The sequence below is a fragment of the Cohnella soli genome (genome assembly GCF_042655525.1).
Lineage (GTDB): Bacteria > Bacillota > Bacilli > Paenibacillales > Paenibacillaceae > Cohnella > Cohnella soli.
Genome location: NZ_JBHSMI010000025.1, coordinates 458910 through 478411 on the forward strand (window position 1 = coordinate 458910; position 19502 = coordinate 478411).

Annotated in this window: 12 protein-coding genes; 2 read left to right on the forward strand and 10 right to left on the reverse strand. The window is 49.4% G+C overall.

What is annotated here, in order from left to right:
• Positions 1 to 89 precede the first annotated feature (89 nt).
• From ACFPOF_RS15150 to ACFPOF_RS15175, 6 genes are all read right to left on the reverse strand, one after another.
• Entirely contained in the window at positions 90 to 1214 is a 1125-nt protein-coding gene (locus ACFPOF_RS15150; protein WP_378134035.1) for a Ger(x)C family spore germination protein, read from the reverse strand.
• A complete protein-coding gene (locus ACFPOF_RS15155; RefSeq protein WP_378134037.1) occupies positions 1199 to 2302 on the reverse strand; it encodes a GerAB/ArcD/ProY family transporter in 1104 nt (367 codons plus the stop codon). Before ACFPOF_RS15155 ends, ACFPOF_RS15150 begins: the two co-directional genes overlap by 16 nt.
• Positions 2299 to 3864: a spore germination protein gene (locus ACFPOF_RS15160; RefSeq protein WP_378134039.1), complete on the reverse strand. Its 1566-nt coding sequence runs from the start codon at positions 3862 to 3864 to the stop codon at positions 2299 to 2301. The genes ACFPOF_RS15155 and ACFPOF_RS15160 overlap by 4 nt, the downstream gene beginning before the upstream one ends.
• A gap of 133 nt (positions 3865 to 3997) precedes the next feature.
• The gene (locus tag ACFPOF_RS15165) at positions 3998 to 8803 is read right to left on the reverse strand and encodes an S-layer homology domain-containing protein (RefSeq protein ID WP_378134041.1); all 4806 of its coding nucleotides are present in this window, start codon (positions 8801 to 8803) and stop codon (positions 3998 to 4000) included.
• 329 nt (positions 8804 to 9132) lie between these two features.
• The gene (locus tag ACFPOF_RS15170; protein ID WP_378134043.1) at positions 9133 to 10743 is read right to left on the reverse strand and encodes an ABC transporter substrate-binding protein; all 1611 of its coding nucleotides are present in this window, start codon (positions 10741 to 10743) and stop codon (positions 9133 to 9135) included.
• 169 nt (positions 10744 to 10912) lie between these two features.
• The gene (locus tag ACFPOF_RS15175) at positions 10913 to 13183 is read right to left on the reverse strand and encodes a helix-turn-helix domain-containing protein (RefSeq protein WP_378134045.1); all 2271 of its coding nucleotides are present in this window, start codon (positions 13181 to 13183) and stop codon (positions 10913 to 10915) included.
• A gap of 259 nt (positions 13184 to 13442) precedes the next feature.
• On the opposite strand from ACFPOF_RS15175, the gene ACFPOF_RS15180 reads away from it, so the two are divergent.
• Positions 13443 to 14372, forward strand: a complete 930-nt coding sequence (locus tag ACFPOF_RS15180; protein ID WP_378134047.1) for an ABC transporter permease — start codon at positions 13443 to 13445, stop codon at positions 14370 to 14372.
• A gap of 24 nt (positions 14373 to 14396) precedes the next feature.
• Complete coding sequence (locus tag ACFPOF_RS15185; protein ID WP_378134049.1) at positions 14397 to 15290, forward strand: carbohydrate ABC transporter permease; 894 nt, start codon at positions 14397 to 14399, stop codon at positions 15288 to 15290.
• A gap of 453 nt (positions 15291 to 15743) precedes the next feature.
• Here the strand turns inward: ACFPOF_RS15185 and ACFPOF_RS15190 are convergent, their stop codons facing one another.
• The 4 genes from ACFPOF_RS15190 to ACFPOF_RS15205 all read right to left on the reverse strand — a co-directional run bounded on the left by ACFPOF_RS15190 (position 15744) and on the right by ACFPOF_RS15205 (position 19473).
• Positions 15744 to 16172 (reverse strand): hypothetical protein, encoded by a 429-nt coding sequence (locus tag ACFPOF_RS15190; protein ID WP_378134050.1) that lies wholly within the window; start codon positions 16170 to 16172, stop codon positions 15744 to 15746.
• Between the two features lie 197 nt (positions 16173 to 16369).
• Entirely contained in the window at positions 16370 to 17224 is an 855-nt protein-coding gene (locus tag ACFPOF_RS15195; protein WP_378134052.1) for a carbohydrate ABC transporter permease, read from the reverse strand.
• Entirely contained in the window at positions 17221 to 18099 is an 879-nt protein-coding gene (locus ACFPOF_RS15200; RefSeq protein WP_378134054.1) for a carbohydrate ABC transporter permease, read from the reverse strand. Before ACFPOF_RS15200 ends, ACFPOF_RS15195 begins: the two co-directional genes overlap by 4 nt.
• 78 nt (positions 18100 to 18177) lie before the next feature.
• Positions 18178 to 19473 (reverse strand): ABC transporter substrate-binding protein, encoded by a 1296-nt coding sequence (locus ACFPOF_RS15205; protein WP_378134056.1) that lies wholly within the window; start codon positions 19471 to 19473, stop codon positions 18178 to 18180.
• Positions 19474 to 19502: the final 29 nt, after the last annotated feature.

Here is a 19502-nt window from a genome sequence, read left to right on the forward strand (position 1 = left end):
GCCTATCCAATCTGATACTCCAAATAAGAACCAAACTCCAACGCACGCAAAGAAGGATGGCACGAATGCCATCCGGTGTCCTCTCTGAGCTATTTGGATACGCCCATCGCGATGATGGTCGAATCCACCTTCACGTTGACGTCCGCCTCCGACATCGCTTTTCCCCAATGATCCTGCACGGTCCGCCAATGCCGGTATTCGTAAGCTCGCGCATACAGGCCGAATCCGACCGGATCGATCTGCCTCGATTGGAAATCGTGGATCAACCGTTCGAAACGCTGCTCCAGCTGACGGTTGATGTCCCGTTCCAGCTTGTCGGCATGCTTGCGTATGTCGAGCGGGAACATCCGCTCTATCAGCGTAACCCTCAGCTTCACCTTGACGTCGAACTTGAATTTCCCGTCGCGGTAACCCGTTTTCGTCTTGACTGATATCTTATTCGCGCTGAAGCTGTATGCGTCGGTCGGAAACACGCCGCCGTCCGGCTGATCGAGCGCGTGAAAGGTGAAGGACGACTCGCCTTTTGACCTTCGTTGAAGCATAAGCAACAGTTTGGTTTCATTATCGTCGATCGACATTTGGTATTTTCCCGCTTCGTCAAGAAGCGCGGTTCCGGTCACGATCACCCTCTCTCCTTGCCGTTTCATTTCCGTCACGCTAACCGTTTTTCCTTTTTCGTAGTTGTCCCTCCTGAGATCCTCCAGCGTCGTTTTTACGGTGAGGTTGCGGCGATGCGCCGTATCGATCAGCTTCGTCAGGTATAGGGGCAGTCTTGGCTTGTCCTCCGGATGCATGTGAATCATATCGGATACAGGCCCGTCTACCATAATAATTCTGCCCCTGATCGAATTTTTCGGATCCCGCAGAAACGGCTCCATCAGCATGGACCAGTGTTCGTGTTGCATCACCTTTTTTCCGATGATCATCTCCTGGACTTTCCCGCCGGAAGTAATGGCCACGAACGTCTTGTCGTCCTTGTCCCGCGATTGCCGCAGCGTACTCGAGGGGGATGTATATTCCTCTTCTTTTTGTTTGGCTTCGCTGCTGAACACGGGACTGGAGGCGGAAAAAACGAGCTTGCCGTTTTGATCGAGATCGATGCCGACAATAAGCGCCAAGGACACGTCCTCCAATAGGACTCTGTCCGTGCCGCCCTTCACCATTAAGGCCAACGCCGTCAGAACGAACAGCAGTACTTTTAACCGGCCCGCCATTTTCGGATCCTTTCCAAGCCGATGACATAGAAGTAGAGCGCGACCGGAAGCACAATGAGGACGATTTTTTCGGCATTAACGATCGGTTTTTGCCAATTCTCGGCGTCATTCCACGTAGGCTGCAGAAGGTACATGGAGAAGATGACGAGGCCTAAATAGAGGGCGACTAGCGTCCGATTCGGGTTTATCCCGATCAAGCTGGAGACCGAGCGGAGCGAGCAGTAAACGAATGGCAGCCATGCCTTAGATACTACGAACAAGTAAAGCGCCAGAAAAATCATGTCGAACCGCTCCAGGAAACGGAATTCGATATTTTTCATCAGGGTAAGCAGCGGTTGGTTCAACGTCGTGATGCCATCCGGAGGGAAAAACATGAAGCATACGATCGTCACGAACAGATAGAACAGCACCGTGAGCGTGTTCGCCACAAGCATTCCGTGCACCGCATACTGTTTTTTTTGCAAATACGGATAAAAGAACGGCAAAATTTCGAACCCGGAAAACGAATACAGCGTATTTCCGAGCCCGTCCATGACAGGCTTCCACCCTTCCTTCAGCACAGGCAGCAGGTGGATCCATCGTGCGTCATTCATAGGTACGAGTAAAATAAGCGGCATCCACATCGTCAAGTAAAACACCAACTCGGCATAACGGGATAGTATGCGCGGACCGTGAACGAGAATCATGTAGCTGGGTATGGCAAACAGAAACACGGTCACGTATTCCGGCGTTTGGATAAGAAACCACGATCGGATGTACAACATCGCATTAATCATGGTAATCCAGCTGAAGTACGCAAAATAGGCGATTATCGGCAGGAGAAGCAGCTTTCCCAGCCATTTGCCGAACAGATGTTTCAACAAATCGGGCAACTCGAGATCGGGGTATTTCCTGAACGATAGAATCATAAGCCAGCCTACTAAGCCATTGATGGCCCAAGCGATTAGAAGGCAGATCCAGCCGTCCGTTCCGCTCGTTTCGGCCAGCTGCCTCGGCATCGAAAACACCCCGGTTCCCACTTGGGCGGCGTGTAGCAACAATACGTATTGCATCAAAGTGATTCCGTTGCGCGTAACTGGTTGTTTCATGTCGGTTCCTTCTTGGGCCGAAACGGCTCCATTCGGTTCTCTTGAGTCGTCTGCGTGCTTTTCGGCCGCTTGACCATCGCCCATAACGGAAGACGGATGAACGTATCCTTCATATCCGCCCAGCGAAAAGGAGCCAGCGGACTTCCGTAAGGCGTTTTGAGCGATTCCAGCGCGACCAGATGGGCGACAAGGATCATGCAGCCGATGATGAGGCCAACAATGCCGTACAACGACGCCATGAGCATCATCGGAAAGCGCAGTAGCCTGACCGCCGTGCCCATGTCGTAACTGGGCAGGATAAACGAAGCGATGGCCGTAGAAGCGACGACGATGACCATGATGTTGCTTACGATTCCGGCCTGGACGGCCGCTTGTCCGATGACGATGCCGCCGACGATGCCGATCGTTTGGCCAATCGGCGCGGGGAGGCGGATGCCGGCCTCGCGCATCATCTCGAGCGTAATTTCCATCAGCATCGCTTCCAGCAGCGGAGGAAAAGGAACCCGCTCGCGCGTCTCCGCGATCGACATGAACAGCTCGAGAGGGATGACTTCGAAATTAAAGGTAAGGAAAGCGATGTAGATGGCCGGTAGGAACAGGGCGATCAGAAACGCGATAAACCTGAGCAGCCGAATGAAGGAAGCGATCAACCACCGGGTGCTGTAGTCGTCGACGCTCTGGAAAAACGAAGTAAACGTAGCCGGCGCGATGATGACGCTCGGGGAACGGTCCAATATGACGACGAAACGGCCTTGCAGCAGCTGCGAAATGGCCGAGTCCGGACGCTCGGTCATGATGAATTGGGGGAACGGCGAATAAGGATTGTCCTCGATCAGTTCCGCCATTTCGCCGGTATTGATGATCGCGTCGATGTCGATTTTATCAATTCGGTATTCCAATTCATGGAGCACCTCAGGATCCGCGACGTCATGCAAATACAGGATCCACACTTTCGACATGCCTCTTCTTCCTACCGTGTGCTCCGCGATACGGAGCTCCTTGTTGGGCAAATAACGACGCAACATCGCGATGTTTTGCATGCCGGTTTCCACAAAACCTTGGTGCGCGCCCTTGAGCGAGCTTTCCAACTGCGGGTCTTCTATCGCGCGTTGGGGCCACCCCCTCGTATCAAACAGAAAGACCGCCTGATGACCCTCCAGGAACAACGCGCTTTCGCCCGACAGGATCGCATTCTCCACATCGTTCCAATCCGCCACCTTGCGCATGCTGCCGATCGTCGAAGGCGGAAATCCGGACTTCCCTTCCGCATTCCCGTAAATCAACGGATGCAAAACATGGTTGTTCAACGCGTTCTTATCCGTTAAGCCGGCCAAATAGAGCAACGCGCCCGGCGTCTCGTGCGGCCCGACCGAGAAACGGCGAAAGACCAAATCGGGTGCCTCAGGGAACATTTGCTTGGCGATCTCGAGATTGCGGGACAAATCGCTTCGGATCGGCTCCTGATTGCCGTTCGTCTGCGTCCGCGGCTGTTCTGTCGTTGCCGGATTTACCTTCCGGTAACGGCGCCGCTTTCTATTCCATAACCACGAAAGGAAGAACATGGGCAATCCTCCGACAAACGAAATGAATACGTTCCTATTGTGGATCAAATTGGTATTTCTATGCAGCATGCAACAGGAAAAGAGGCTTGCAACCGTCAGGTTTGCAAACCTCTTTCTCATCTCAGGATTCTTACTATTTAATCATCAACAAATTATAAATCGCTTGCGCAGCTTCGGCGCGAGAGGAAATGCCTTTCGGGGCGAATTTGCCGCCCGAGCGCCCGTTGATCAAGTTAAGCTCAGCCGCTGCGCTGACCAGATTAGCCGCCCATGACGATACGTCCTTCATGTCGACAAACTTGGAAGTCGAGTAGTCGCCTAGCTCTTTGCCGTACATGATGGCATACGCACGCATGAGCATAACGACCATTTCCTCACGTGTAATTTGTCCCTTCGGATCAAATTGACCGTTGTCCTTGCCTTGTACAAGACCGGCTTCAAGTGCCTTGGCAACTGCATCGGCGAACCAATCCGTCGTCTTGACGTCGGAAAATTGAACGTCCGATTTGGCTGTAAGCTGCAGCGCGTTCACCAGCATCGTCGCAAATTCTGCGCGAGTGACGATACGACTCGGTTCGAACGAAGTTGCGCTGGTGCCGGATAATATTTTCCGCTCAACCAGTTCATTAATCACCTGACTCGCCCAGTGCGTTGGTGGAACATCCGCAAACTTGCCGTTGTTGTTGCCGCCATTGTTATTGCCGCCATTGTTATTGCCGCCGTTATTATTGCCGCCATTGTTATTGCCACCGTTATTATTGCCGCCGTTGTTGTTGCCGCCGTTGTTGTTGCCACCGTTGTTGTTGCCGCCGTTGTGTTCGTTTACGACTTTGACCTTCTGCAAAACAACGCCCGGATATTGGTCAACGCTGGCAACCGCAATAAATGTGCCTGCTTGTGCGTACAGCGCAGGAGCAAGCTCGGCATACGTTAAAGCCAAATCTCCCGCCCCATCGCTGAACTGAGCGCCGATCGTTGCCGGCAACTCCGGAGCCGTCCCCGCAACTGTGGATACGTCCTCTAGCTGTCCCAAAGACAGGAGCCCTGAGACGCTGACCGTCGTACTGACCGTACCGGTTAATCCAGCTAGTTGGCCGTGAACAGTGAACGTCCCCGTCTTCTTATACTGAGATGGCTTCACGTGATCCCACTGGATATTAGCCGTTTGACTCGTCTGATCGCCGAACGTCACGCTCGTCGTCGCAGGCAATGCCGGCGCGGTACCGACCTGAGTAACGACCGGTGCAATCACGCCTACCGAAACGATTGTGTAAGGCTTCTCGATGTTAATCGTGAACGCTTTCGTCCCTGCCGAAGTGACTTCGGACAAAACAAGCTTGTTTCTGCCGTTATGCAGCCCCGGAAGCTCTATCGCTGTGCTGTAATCGGAAAATTGATCAGTGATGTCTAAACCGTTAAGCATCACCGTTGTTGTCGCTCCGGCTAAGACCGGCCGCGGACGGATCAAAGTAACCGGTTGGGCAAGATCGCTAACCGTTGCATCATAAATTGGCCAGGTCGGATTGTAATCCCCGTTTAACGTTACATTACCGAGATTAAATTTCGTTCCGTAGTCGACATACGTCGGATTGGAAATGATTTTGATGTCGTCCATCAGCACGGTGGAGTTAATGCCGCCGAAAGCGACGCCCCCGGAGGTGTAAGTACCGTCATTTACCGAAAATAACGTTGTTCCATCAACGACAAATCCGACTTTGCCGCCGTATGTCTGGATTTGGAGATTATGCCATGCAGACTCATTAAACCCGGTTGGGACGGCAGCTTTGCCAAGCGAAACATCGGCAGCCTTCGTATGCTTTGAAACTTCAAAATAAGAGGTGCCTGCCGGGTAACCGGTCGTTCCATTTTTGTTTCTTCTATAAACAACTTGATAGCTTGCAGGGTTGGTTGCAGTTGTATTATTGATCGTTGAAGTCATCAAATAAATTGTAAAATTATCGTAAGCTTGGCCCAATACGTTATTAGACCCCCAACCAACAAACTTCCACTTCAAATTTACAATATAGTTGTTCCATGAAGCGCCAGTCTGATAGAAATTTTGCCCGTCGGAAACGACGTTTTGCAACACTTTATTGATCGCATCATCCGGATCCGCAATAACACTCATGACCGAAGTCCCATTTGGGGTGAAGGTCGGCGTAACGCCATCTTCGAAATTCAGATCCAACTGTACCTTATTATCGTTGGAAGAATCATAAGCCGGCGCAGGCGGCGCAGTTACCGGACCCGGCGCAGGCGCTTCTTCTCCGCCATAAATGAATAGCTGATCGTAAAAGCTGACTCCTTTGCCATCATCCGAGCCCAATTCAACTTTACTGAACGCTGTGAGTGCGCTCGAAGTCTGAACGAGCACGCCATCCACGTACAGCTTGACGTCCGTTCCGTTCGTATAATCCCACTTCAACTCATGCCAGCCGTATGTGCGCGGCACCGAGGTTGGCGTTACCGTTGAGCCATTCAACAGGACATAGTAACCGCCGCTCACTGCTGTGTCGAGACCCAGACCCATTGCAGTTGTGCCGTCATCCACTCGCGCCAGCGATTTGATCGTCGTAGGAATGGACGTCCCTGAATCATAAGGAGCTTGATTATTGCTTTGCCGATCGAACAATTTCACCGTAACGATCTTATTAAGCGGTCCGCCGAAATCGCGATACAATACCGGCTTCGAACCGTTCGCCGAGCCGTCGCTGTTGAGTTTCAAAGATTGCTTCCCGTTGAGAACGCCTTCGGACATCCATTCGGTTGTCGTGTCCGGGATCGTTCCTCTGTAAGACCACTTCGACAAATCGATGCTGTTTTCAAAGTTTTCCTTGAAATATACATCGTCAGGTTCCTGCTCGGAAGCTGTCGCAGGTAAATAGACGCTCGGATAATCCGTCGTTACGCCAATCTTGTCATATTCCATCAAGGAATCGTTAAAGGACGCAAGCTGGTTCGTATGCGAACCAAAATCTACATTTGTATTTGTAAACTTGATCTTGTCTCCATATTGCGTAATCGTATTTACTTCCATATTAAAGTGCTGCGGATTTACGATTTTCACATTGCTGAGCTCGAATCCCGATGCGCCCATATCCAGGTTCATTCCGTTAGGAGCAATATCCCGCATGCTCGGGTTGGCGGCAACGTTATCGATCAACATTTGGTTGATATAGTTAGGCTTATAGTTCGTTGAACCTTTGTACAGATAGCAGGCAAAAAATGCTCCGTCATCTCCTCCATCCTGCTGAGCGTCGTGCAAATAAATGTATTCGAACGTATTATGGTGAGAATACATGTCCGTCATGATATTGAAATTCTGATCGCCGTTCGGAGCGGCAGCGCCAGGATTGCGACTATACCCTGCCGTAATGAATATGCCCCTCCTCGGCGTATTGTAGATTTCAAGATGCGAGAAGGTGTTGTAACCAGAGTTATTGACCTGAATACCCGATGTTTGACCGACCAATTGGCCGATATCATGAATCATCGTATTCGTAACCGTATTATCTCTGCTGTAACCGTCCCCGTTGGCATCTCCGCCGACGCCGGGGTAACCGCCATCGATATTGATGCCGCCATGGCCGGTCTGTTCAATCAAACTATCTTTGATCGTTGTATGGTCGTTGGCCAAATAAAGCTCGATCCCGAACATGCCTGCATTTTTAACGTGCATCTTAGAAATTGTAATATGATTCGTGTTCGTCAGCGTCATGACGCCGACTTGGAACTCGACTCTTTCGGTCTGCTCGCTATAAGATGGCTGCGTGCTGCCTGCCGCTTCTGGAGGATAGAATCCGAGCCCCGCTCCTGCATCTCCCCAGTTCCAACCATAGCTATAATAGTCAGGGAAATTCGTATCTTTTAATTCCAGACCGTTGAACGTTATATGGGACACCATACTCGTACGGGACGCGCCTTTAATATCAATAATCTTCTCGACAGTCGGGATGACGATATTCTGTTCGCCGATGCTGCCCGAACCGGCTAACGGGTAATAATAGAGATAGCCGGTCTTCTTGTTGAAGTAATATTCGCCCGGCTGGTCCAGGAAACCGAGATTGCCTTGCAAGAAATATCTTGCACTGCTGCCGGTCGCGTATTTCGGGCGATAGGCTTCGGGCTTACTTGCAACTGTTTTGTAGGTCAACGTGCGCGTAGATGTATTGATGCCGGCCAGCGGAATCGTATCTGTCATCCAGTCCCAATAGCCGCCATCCCACATATACACTTGCGCATCCAGATCGCCACGCGCCTGCGCATTAACCATACCGTCCAATGAAGTCGCATCGATATCCCCGTTGTTGTAGATTAGAGTGCTGATTCCACCGCCGGCGGACCTCAAATAATCGGTTTGAGAAGCAGGAAATCTCGGATCGACGTTCAAGTTTTTCGTTCTTGCCATCGTCGCTCTAACATCATTGACATACAAAGTGTTGAAGTCAAATCCAGTTCCTACATAAGTTTTGTATACGCTTCCACTTGCGGCAGCAGGCAAATCCGCGTCTGCGCCCGTACGCGCCACTAGATTCCACTCCGAAGCGACTTTATTGCCGCCAATGAATTTCGCTGTGCTCAATCCGTCCAAATCCCGATAAACAACATCGAATCCGTTCGTTCCCGAATCTCTTTCGTCGAAAACAATCGGTTCGTTCACATAATAATTCCCCGATGCGATGAAGACATAGATATCACCCGTCATATTGCCGTTAATGAGCCGGACCGCATCACGTGCCCTTTGCAACGTAGCAAATGGCTTGTCATACGAACCACTGTTAGCGTCATTACCGGATGGCGATACAAAAAATTCAGCTTGAATCTTTCCTTGCATGACATTGGAAACTACCGGGGATGCCTTTGCAACGGATGCCGAATCTAACCATGAAGTTAGCAGCATACACATTGCGGTGAGAGTGCCTAACGTCTTTCTTAGCATTTCTTGTCCTCCTGTCTCATCTGTCTATCATGTTGTCGCCGTGACTCAGCGCACTTCTCACTATACTTAAGCTGCTCGTCGGTGAAATCCAGAAGAAATGAACATTCTATTGAAAAACGATCAAGAAAAAGCGATAAAAAATGTACTTTTCATTAAAATTAAGCCACTCATGATGAAGAAGAGGCCGCTCCACAGAAGAAATCTGCAGGACAGCCTCGTTCCTGGAATTTGACCCACGTTATCGTCTTCCTAGTAAAGAGAATGCCCCCTCTACAGCTGCAATCTCGCTAGTAAAGGGGGCATCGATTCTCTATTTTGTTTTACAAGCCTTATTTGCCGTTAGCTGCTTTCCATGCGTCGATTTGCTTTTGCTTCTCGGCGATGATTGCGTCGGCTCCGGCATCCTTCAGCTTCTTCAGGAAAGAATCCAAATATTTGTCCGGATCGATTGCTCCGACCTCAAGCCCTTTCAGCAGTTCCGCGGTAACGGAGTTCACGTTTGCGATTTGGGTTTTGACAGGCTCCGCGTTGAATACGAATCCCATAACAGGGGATACCATTGCCGTTTTGTCGGCAGCGTAAATCGTTTCAAGCCGCTTGTCGTTTACAGTCAAATCGGTGCTCTTATCCCAAAGCATTCTTCCGTAAGATTGACCGATTTCCCATTCGGAATAGTTGAAGTTGTATTTATCCGGGATCATCTCGAACTGTCTGTCGCCGATCGGCTTGTAATCCACATCCGGTTGACCGAAAGCGATCAGATGGAACAACTCATCGTTCGTATTGATCAATTCGATCAATTGCATCGCTCTCTCGGGGTTCTTCGAGTTTGCTCCGATGGCCAGCACAGCCGCGGAAGGCGCGTTCGAAGAAATAAACGGCTCGGTAAACCGCTTGTTATACGCGTAAGTATTCGCTGCCGGATCCGACATGGACATTTTGTCCATACCAATCAGTTCAGGCATGTCTACGGCGTCCGGAAGCGGCTGAGAATAGATGCCCGCGACTTTGCTCGCTTTGCGATCCGGAGAGGTGTCCTTCAGCGTTGCCGCGTCTTTCCGGACATAACCTTTCGTATACCACTCCCGCATCGTTTTCAGGTAAGCCTTGAATTCCGGAGTTTCATACTGGTTAATGACATGAATCGACTGATCGCCGTACTTCACCCAACCAGGCAATGTGTTATCGCTAACCGCATCCATGCCGGAAAAGACCGGCTGAAGAGTGAACAATTGGCCTGCTTCGAACGGAATGACGCCTTTCTCGCCTTTTTTAACGGAATCGAGGAACGGCGTCAAGTCGTCCCATTTCGTCACCGATTTCCAATCGAAATTATACTTGTCAACGAGATCTTTTCTGAGCTGTACGCCCCTTGCTCCCGCCATCCCCCATACTTGATAGTTGACGGAGCCATAGATTTTGCCATTCACTTTGACGCCATTCCAGACGGATTCCGGCACTCTGGATTTAGTCGTCGGCGCATACTTGTCGAGAAGTCCCGTAATATCCACGAATGCGCCCTTGGAAGCATTCTGGAAGTAGTTCAGATCTCCCCAGCTTCCGGTAAAGGCAATGTCGAACGGTTCGCCCGAGGAAATCATCAAGTTCAGCTTTTGCGGGTACGTGCTCCAGTCGGTAACGACAAGCTTGAGCGTTGCGTTAATCTTTTCTTTAATGATTTTGTTCGCAGCTTCCATAACACGATCCATGTCTTTCACCGGCGAGTTCGCGATATACATCGTGAGCTCTACCGCTTCTTGGTTAGCCGCTTGCGAAGACGGCTGATCCGATGCCGAAGCGGATGGGCTTTCGGTTGATGCCGAAGCGGAAGGGCTGGCCGATCCGTTAGACGAGTTGTTGTCTTTGCTGCAGCCGGACAGGACAAGCGCCCCAGTGAGCATCAATGCCATTGCGGGTGTTACGATCTTCTTTGTGACCATCTTTCTTTTTCGCCTCCCATTTCATGTGTAGAAAATTTGGATGTCCCGACCTCTCGTCGAGCACAACTTCAACATAGGCGACGGCGAAATTTTTGAATACCGAAAAAAGCGCATCATCCTTCGAATTCGTGCTTTCAAGGTTCTTGAAAAAACGTATTTTTCATTGAAATCATGATTTTTCGTCATCGAATTTCTTCGTTAACCGGTATTGGGAAAGCGGAATTCCGAAATGTTTCTTGAACAAAATATAGAAGTAATTCGAATCTTCCCAGCCGCATTGCTCGACGATTTCTTTAGTAGACAAGCTGGTTTCTTCCAACAATCGTTTCACATGTCCCATCCGCACTTCCGTAATATGCTCAACGACGGATCTGCCCGTCGCTTCCTTGAACATCCTGCCCAAATAAACATGGGACATCTGAAATTCTTCGGCAAGCAAGCTTAAATTCAAATTCGGATCGCGATACTGTTCTTCAATCAGCTCTTTGATCCGGGATACGATCATATGTCGTTTGTTCTGCTTATTCGTATCCGCAGTCGCGACGATCTCCTCGAAGATTGCTTCGAACATCCGACGGATCTCCTCCATCGATTCAATGCTGTCAATACCGACGAAGAACGCTTGAAACAGCTCGCCAACGCGCGTGTTGCCATTGGCGGCAATGCTCGGGAAAGCGCCGCGAATTTTGAACATTAGATGCATGATCGACGAAAGAGCGGTTTCGTATGAGGAACCGATCAAACCGTCCATCATCTCGTCATAATATCCTTTGGCCTTCTCGAGGTGTCCAAGCTTTAACGAATCCAGCAGCAATTTCGTCTTGCTTTCGGGAATCGGCAGCGGATTCGAATCGATTGTCAATAAGAATGACGGCGTTAGAACGCTGCCCTTTCCCGCGAACAGCCGATACATGGACAGAGCCAGCATATCGGAATAGACTTCTCCTAATCCAAGCCGGGAATCCGTCAGCTTGCCGATTGCGGCGGATACGGACAAGCGCAAATACTCGTTGACCGCACGTTGGATATCATGAACAAGCGCCTTTAGAGTCGTCTCATTTTCATCCGAGTCGTCCACATCCAATAACAAAATGAGCCTGTCCGCATCCATATCAATGACGTCACCCTTAAACCGCACGGAAACGAGATCTTCAATAATGTTCGCAATGGCGAATTTCAACAACCTTCGGTCACCTTGCTTATAGCTCTCCGTGAAGGACTTGTAGTTGTCGATTCGAAATAAAATCATTTGAATCGATCCGGTCAATTCCGCGCGAATACCGAGCTCCGTCTTCTGGGCCAGAAACTCCTTCTGCCCGATTTCTTTGCTCCCGAGAATCATTTCTCTCAGCCAATTGCCTTTAAGCGCTTGACGATGCTCGCGTTGCTTCTTGTCCAATTCATCCCCTTTCAGCCGAACGGAATCGACCAATCTTCTCACGGGCGAATATAACGATTTCGACATCATAAACGAGAAGATCAATCCTAAGAGAAGCACCGCGACACTTATAAGCATCGTAGATGATTTGACAGCATTAACGGGAGACATGAACGTGCCGTACGAAGTCAAACTGACGAATTTCCACTTCAATTTATTAGAGGAAACGTAAGTTACATTAAATGATTGACTATCGATATTCGTCTTGAAATTACCGGCTGCTTGATCTGAGGAGAGAATTTTGCGGACATACGCCTCTGTCTCCAGGTTTTGCCCGATCATGCCCTCTGTTGGATGATTGACGACGACTCCTTTCTCGTCCATGACGAAAATATCGCTGCCGAAATCAGACGCTTGCGTATTCAAGGATGCAATAAGTGCGCGTAGCACCTCGGCTTTGATGTTGACGACAAGAGCTGTTTGCAATTGTTCCCCTGATCGGGGTTGGTAAGGCACAACGTAAGTGTAGACGTCAGCGAGTCCGGACGTGGCGCTTACGCTAGGAATCGTACGGGCTACCGGCATGGAAACCGGATTCGATTCGTCCCAATTACGGACAAAGTCGACAGCTTGCGAATCGTAAAAATCGCCGACGGAATAAAACGCGCCGTTCTCCGTCGAGACGATCCGGTCTAAAGGAAAGCTGATCGTATATGCGGAAAAAATATAATCATTGGTGGTAACAAGAAGATTAAGATACTTAAATGCGTTATCAAGCAAGATCATATCTTTATCCGGGTAAAAGAAAAGGTTAGTGACTCTCGGTTCGGCGATTACCGTAGAAATGAATTTCTGCGCCGTATTGTCCATATAGTTCGCGCTGTAGCTAATTTGATGAAGCAGAGCTGTATTCGTCCTCGTTACATTATCAATAGAAGACTGGCTGTAGTTTCGGTACAGCAGCGTCGATAATCCGATAATCAATAGCGTTACCGTGATTGTGAAAGTCAGTAGCAATTTGGTGTACAGACTACTGAGCCGCCATTTGTTCGGAATACCCATCGCGAATTCCCGCCCCTTCTCTCTTGTCTATTTTCGCTCGTTTTTCATTCGACGTTCGGAGCGGCTTTCCTGTAAAGCTTGCCTCGATTTTTATCGGAAACGGATGGAAACTCACAATCTTAATGAAAAGTATAATTTTTAATGGGCCTTGATCTCGGGTTGTTAAAGGAAAATTCGCTTTTCCCTGTTTGTTCGCTTAATCGCTGCTGATACATTGGAATCAAGCAAACAGAAACAATTCGCACGAAGGAGTGGTCAAATGTTTTCCCTATCATTTTTTAAGGAAATAACGAAGCACTGGGCGTTTTACCTCATGGTTTTGCCCGGTCTGCTTTTCCTGATCATCTTTAACTACACGCCTATGTTCGGAGTGGTGATCGCGTTCAAAGATTACAATCCGGTTAAAGGCGTATGGGCCAGCGATTGGGTCGGACTCAAAAACTTCGAGTTCTTCTTCAAATCGGATGCGATGTGGAGAGTTACGTTTAATACGATCTTTTATAACGTTCTTCAGATCGTACTCGTGACCTCTCTTTCGATCCTGTTCTCGATCTTGCTGCAGGAAACCGGCAGCAAATTTCGTTCGGGCCTTTATAAAAGTCTGATGCTGCTGCCGTTTTTCTTATCCTGGGTCGTCGGAGATTATATCGTATATGCTTTGCTGAACACGGATCAAGGCTTATTGAATCAAGTTCGGGAATGGTTCGGGCTAGCTGCGATCGATTGGTACGGCGAACCTTCCTATTGGCGAATTATTATGCCCGTGGCCTATATTATCAAAAATGTAGGTTACACTTCGGTTATTTATGTCGCTGCGATCACCGGCATTTCTTCCGATTATTACGAAGCTTCCGACATCGACGGGGCAAGCAAATGGCAAAAGGTAAGATTCATTACGATTCCGCTGTTGATGCCGGTCGTCATCATTTTGTCGCTTCTCAATCTCGGGAAAATATTTAACGGCGGGCTTGGCGACTGGAACGCATTTTATACGTTGCCACGGGAATCAGGGATTCTTTTCTCCTCTACGGACGTCATCGATACTTATGTGTTCAGGGCGCTGCGCGGCGTCAGCGATATCGGGATGTCCTCCGCCGTCGGCCTCTATCAAGCGGTCGTAGGGCTAGTCCTCGTACTGGTAACCAACTATCTCGTGAAAAAATACGATTCCGAAAGCTCGTTATTCTAGGCATCGAACAGGAGCGTGATCGAAGTGAAAAACAGCTTGGCAGGACGTATGTTTCCGAAGCTTGTCGTGAATGGCGTGTTCATCGTTTATAGTCTTATGTGCATCATTCCTATTTTGTTGGTGTTGTCCGCCTCCTTGACGGATGAAAATTCGCTCATGGAAGACGGTTATCAGCTGATTCCGAAAGTGTTCAGCGACGCCGGCTTCAGCTACGTCTTATCCGGGACGGACACGATCTTGAACGCGTACAAGGTCACGATATTCGTTACGCTCGTTGGCGCGTTCGCTCATTTGCTCGTCACTTCCTTAATGGCCTACGCCCTCTCCAGAAGCGAAATGAGATATCGCAGCCAAATTTCGTTTATCGTATTTTTCACCATCTTATTTAGCGGAGGACTGGCTCCGTACTATATTCTGGTTACTCGTTATCTTCACTTGAAGGATACGTTGCTTATCTTAATTCTCGCGTTGCTCATCTCGCCGATGAATATTCTGATTATGCGCAATTTCTTCAAAGACGTGCCCAACTCCATTATCGAATCGGCTCGTATCGACGGCTCTGGAGAATTCCGGACCTTTTTCCGAATCGTACTTCCGGTGTCCACGCCCGTGCTTGCGACGATTGGTTTATTAACTTCCGTCGCCTATTGGAACGACTGGTTCACCAATGCTTTGTTTATAGAGAACAACAAGCTGTACAACCTTCAATATTTATTGCAAGCTCTCATGTCAAACCTTGATTACCTGCAAAGTAACGAAACGGCTTCCAAGTCGCTTGAGCAAGCGATGGGCGTGCTGCCCGGCGAAAGCGCCAGAATGGCGACATGTATTCTGTCCATTGGACCGATTATCTTGTTGTACCCGTTCCTGCAGAAGTATTTCGTTAAAGGCCTTACTCTCGGCGCGGTTAAATCTTAGAAAGCGTGAAGAAAATAGGTATGAAACGAAGAGGCCCCTTTATGGGGTCTTTTCGTTTCATTCCCGGGCCTATTACGCTTAAGCTCAGCCAAAGTAACGTATCCGAAGTGCCGATCTGTCCTGTCGACAGTGATCCCCCATCTCTCTAATGAGCCTCGTTTCGCTTCATCGCAATTCTGGTCGATTTTTCGTATAAAGACGATTCAATATGTGCTAAATGGCCAATTCTGTACGATTATTCGTACAAAACCGATGGAGACGGTACTGAATGGGGAGTTCTGTGCGTTTTTTCGTACAAAGTCAATGAGGTTCGGTTGTATGAAAAAATCTGTACGATTTTTCGTACAGATCCGACAGGGCTTGTACTGAATGGAATTTCCGACAACTACCTGAAACTCAGCCAAAATAAATAAGAACAGAGGGCTCGCCCCTGTTCTCTCGTTAATCTATATCTTAACGGTTCTTCAACCGTTCAACCTCTAACTCTACATCGGCGATCCGATGATTAAGTAATCGAATGTCCCCGCGCAGTCTCGTTGATTCTTTTTCCCGATTATTCTGAAGTCGAATAAAATGGCCTTCCAGTCGCCGAACATCCAACGTAAGCACATCAAGCTTGGTGTGCGTCATCTCTTGACCATACTTTAACGCGGTTATCAACTGAAGTAATTCAGCTTGTCCTACCTGCAGATTACCGACGTCTGTCTTCAAATCAGCAACGTCCGTCTTCAAGACTGCTACATCCGACTTCAAGTCTGCAACGTCCGCCTTCAACTGCCCCATGTCCATCTTCAAGCTGGAGACGTCACCTTCGACCGTTCCGAATCGTGCGTTTAATCCCTTGATCTCGTTCAAAATCTGGTGCAAAATCTGCTCGCTCATTGCTTAATCCCTCCGACCTTATGATGGAATGTACTTCCGTCGGATTGTTCCAGCGGCCGATAAAGGGACGGATCGGCTTGAAACTTCTGTTCCTGATAAGATTATACAGAAGGTTTGCTGAAGGCGGCAATCTTTTCAATTCGAAATAATAAAAAGGATGCTCGTTATAAGCATCCTGTCGAATCGGTGACCGAGCGTTAACCTTTAATCGAACCGCTGGCAATGCCTTTAATGATATGCTTCTGCATGACCAAATAAAAGAGCAGCATTGGCAAAATGCCCAGAACCATCATAGGGAACATCTTGGTCCAGTCCGTCGAGAATTGACCGACATTGCGGTAAACTTCGAGCAGAATAGTCCCTTTGTCTCGGGATTGGAGGAACAACAGCGGGAAAATAAAATCATTCCAAATATTCAACGATGTCAATATCACGATGGTCGCGGTCGCCGGACGAAGCAGCGGGAACGTGATTTGCCAATACGTCCGCCAGGTTCCGCATCCGTCGATTTTCGCCGCTTCTTCGAGTTCGACCGGAATGGTGCGGATAAACCCGTTGAAAATGAATGTGGCGAGCGGCATGAATACGAATGTGTAGATGAGAATGACGCCGATTTGATTGTCGATGAGATGGAGCGATTTAATCAACTTGAACAAAGGAATGATTGCCATTTGGTAAGGCACCATAATGCCCGACAAGATCAGGACGAAAATAAACCGGTTGACGGCATGCCGCCTTCTGGCCAGCGGATATGCTGCCATCGCGCTGACGAGAACGACCAGCAGAACGGATACGACCGTGATCACCAAGTTATTTTTCAACACGTTCAAATAGTTCATCGCATTCCATGCTTCGGCATACTGGTCGAAGTTTAATCCGGTTGGAAAACGCAGCGGATGCACGGACGCTTCCGCCGGGCTTTTGAACGTCGTCGCGAACAAATAATAGAACGGAACGGCGACAAGCGCTGCGAGAACGAGCATGCAGGCTTCGAACAACATGCCCGGCAATCTGGAGGAGCTGCGTTTGGGGGTTGCGGATACGTTCGTCATGCCAGCTTCTCCTCTCTGTTCTGCATGTATTTCAGCAGAAACACGGACAGTACGGCCGTGATTGCAAGGAACATGACCGCAATCGCCGAACCATATCCATACCGATACTCCGTGAATGCGCGTTTGATCAACATCGTCGTAATCGTTTCCGATGATGTACCGGGTCCGCCTTGCGTCATTGACATGACGATGTCGAATACTTTCAAGCTTCCGACCAAAGAGTTGATGACGTTGATCGTCAGTGCCGGCGCCAACATCGGGAACGTGACGTGCCAGAACTGTTTCCAGCGGTTCGCGCCGTCGATCGTCGCCGCTTCATAATAATCCTGAGAGATGCCTTGGAGATTGGCCAGGTAGATAACGGCTGCCCATCCGGTAAATTGCCATACCGATACGAAGACGAGCGAGTACATGACCGTATCGGGATCGCCGAGGAAGTTCGCTTTCCAGCCTAAGCTCCAAAGCATGCCGCCGCCCGGCGACATGATGTAGGACCATAGAAATCCGACGATCAACGGGCTTAATACGGCAGGAGCGAAAAAAACGAGCCTTTGCAAATTTTTGGTCCGCATTTTCGAATCGAGCGCAACCGCGAGCGGAACGGCGAGCGCATTTTGGATAATCGTCATCAAAACGGCATATAGGAGCGTATGTTTAACGGCGGATACGATGACTGTATCTTTAGCTAAACGGACGTAGTTTTTCAAGCCAACGAAATCGAAAGTCGGATTCAAACCGTTCCAGTTGGTCAGGCTATAATAAATGCTGGATACGACCGGATAAACAAAAAACATCGCCAAGCCGATCAGCGCCGGCACGAGGAACAACATGTACGGCAATTCCAATTTAAAGCCTTGCCAGGTTTCTCTTTTCACTCATTCTCACCCCAGTAATTACAGAGGCAACGGAGATTCTCCATTGCCTCGTTTCTCTGCCTTGCGACTATTCGTCTATCATTCAGGCTTTGTTTCGCTCATTTCTTCGCGTTTTTGATCCGTGCGCTTCAGAACTTCGAGCAACATCTTGTCATCCTTGGAAGCCAAATAGTCTTGCATCGCTTTGCCGTATTCGATAATGATCGCAGAAGCGCCGTACCATTCATTCCAAGGCGCGAAGATGCGTCCTTCGGCCAAAGCTTCTTTCGCGCCGTCCATGGCTGGGTCAAGCGGGGTGTCCAGCCCTTTGAGGAATACGCCGCCGCCGTAGCCTTTTTGTGCCGCAAGCTGCGCTTCATCCGTCGCCCAGAAATCCAGGAACGTTTTTGCCGCGTCCGTAACGCTGGAGTTTTTGTTAACCGCCCAAGCCGCGCCGGGACCGCCCATCAGCCAAGGCTTGCCTTCGATTGCCGGGATCGGGAAGAAGCCGAGCTTCAGATCCGGGTTTTTCGATTTCAAACCTTCCACGGCCCAGTTGCCGGATTCCCACATAGCCGCTTTGCCGGTGGCGAACTCATCCATCGCTTGGTCATAATCCAAGCCCAGCATATCGGAGGTCAAGTAGCCTTTTTTCACGATTTCGGACCACTTTTGCAAGTACGTGTCGAACGTTCCGCTCATGTTAACTTCTTTGTTGCTGTACTTATCACCCCAGCCTTTGTTTTCCGGCTTAGCGAAGAAGCCTGCGTTTACCAGATCCAAGGTCTGCTTCATCATCGGCTCCCACGATTTCGCGCCCATCGTTTGCGGCTTTACGCCGCTCGCTTTCAGCTTCTCGTGAACGGTCATGAACTCGTCCCATGTCGTCGGAACGGCCGTGATGCCGGCTTTTTCAAACAGATCTTTGTTGTAGAAAATGCCTTCTACCCAGGACATCCACGGAACGCCGTAGTTTTTCCCTTGGTAGGAAAAACTGGACAGGCCCGTACCTTGAAACTTTTGAGTGAACGCTTCGTTCGTCAAGTCCATGAGATAACCGGCTGCCGCCAGGCTTCTTACTTGCGCGCCCACTTCGATCAGGTCAGGACCTTCGCCGGAAGCCAGTTTAGCGTTCAAGATGTTGTCATATTGCTTGCTGTCCGTAAAGCTGATTTCCAGCTTGATCTCCGGGTGCTTCTGCGCGAACAAGTCAAACGCGCCTTTAAGCATTTCTTCCTTGTCCCAGATCATAACCTTCAGCGTTTGTTGCTTAGGCTTGTTGCCGGATGCATTGCTTGAACTTGCGTTCGAGTCTCCGTCGCTTTTGCCGCAACCGGCAAGCGCTACCGAAGAACCGATTAGCAGAGCGAGTGAAGCCGTCATTCCCTTTTTCATGGCCATCCCCCAGTTAAAGTCGAATATGT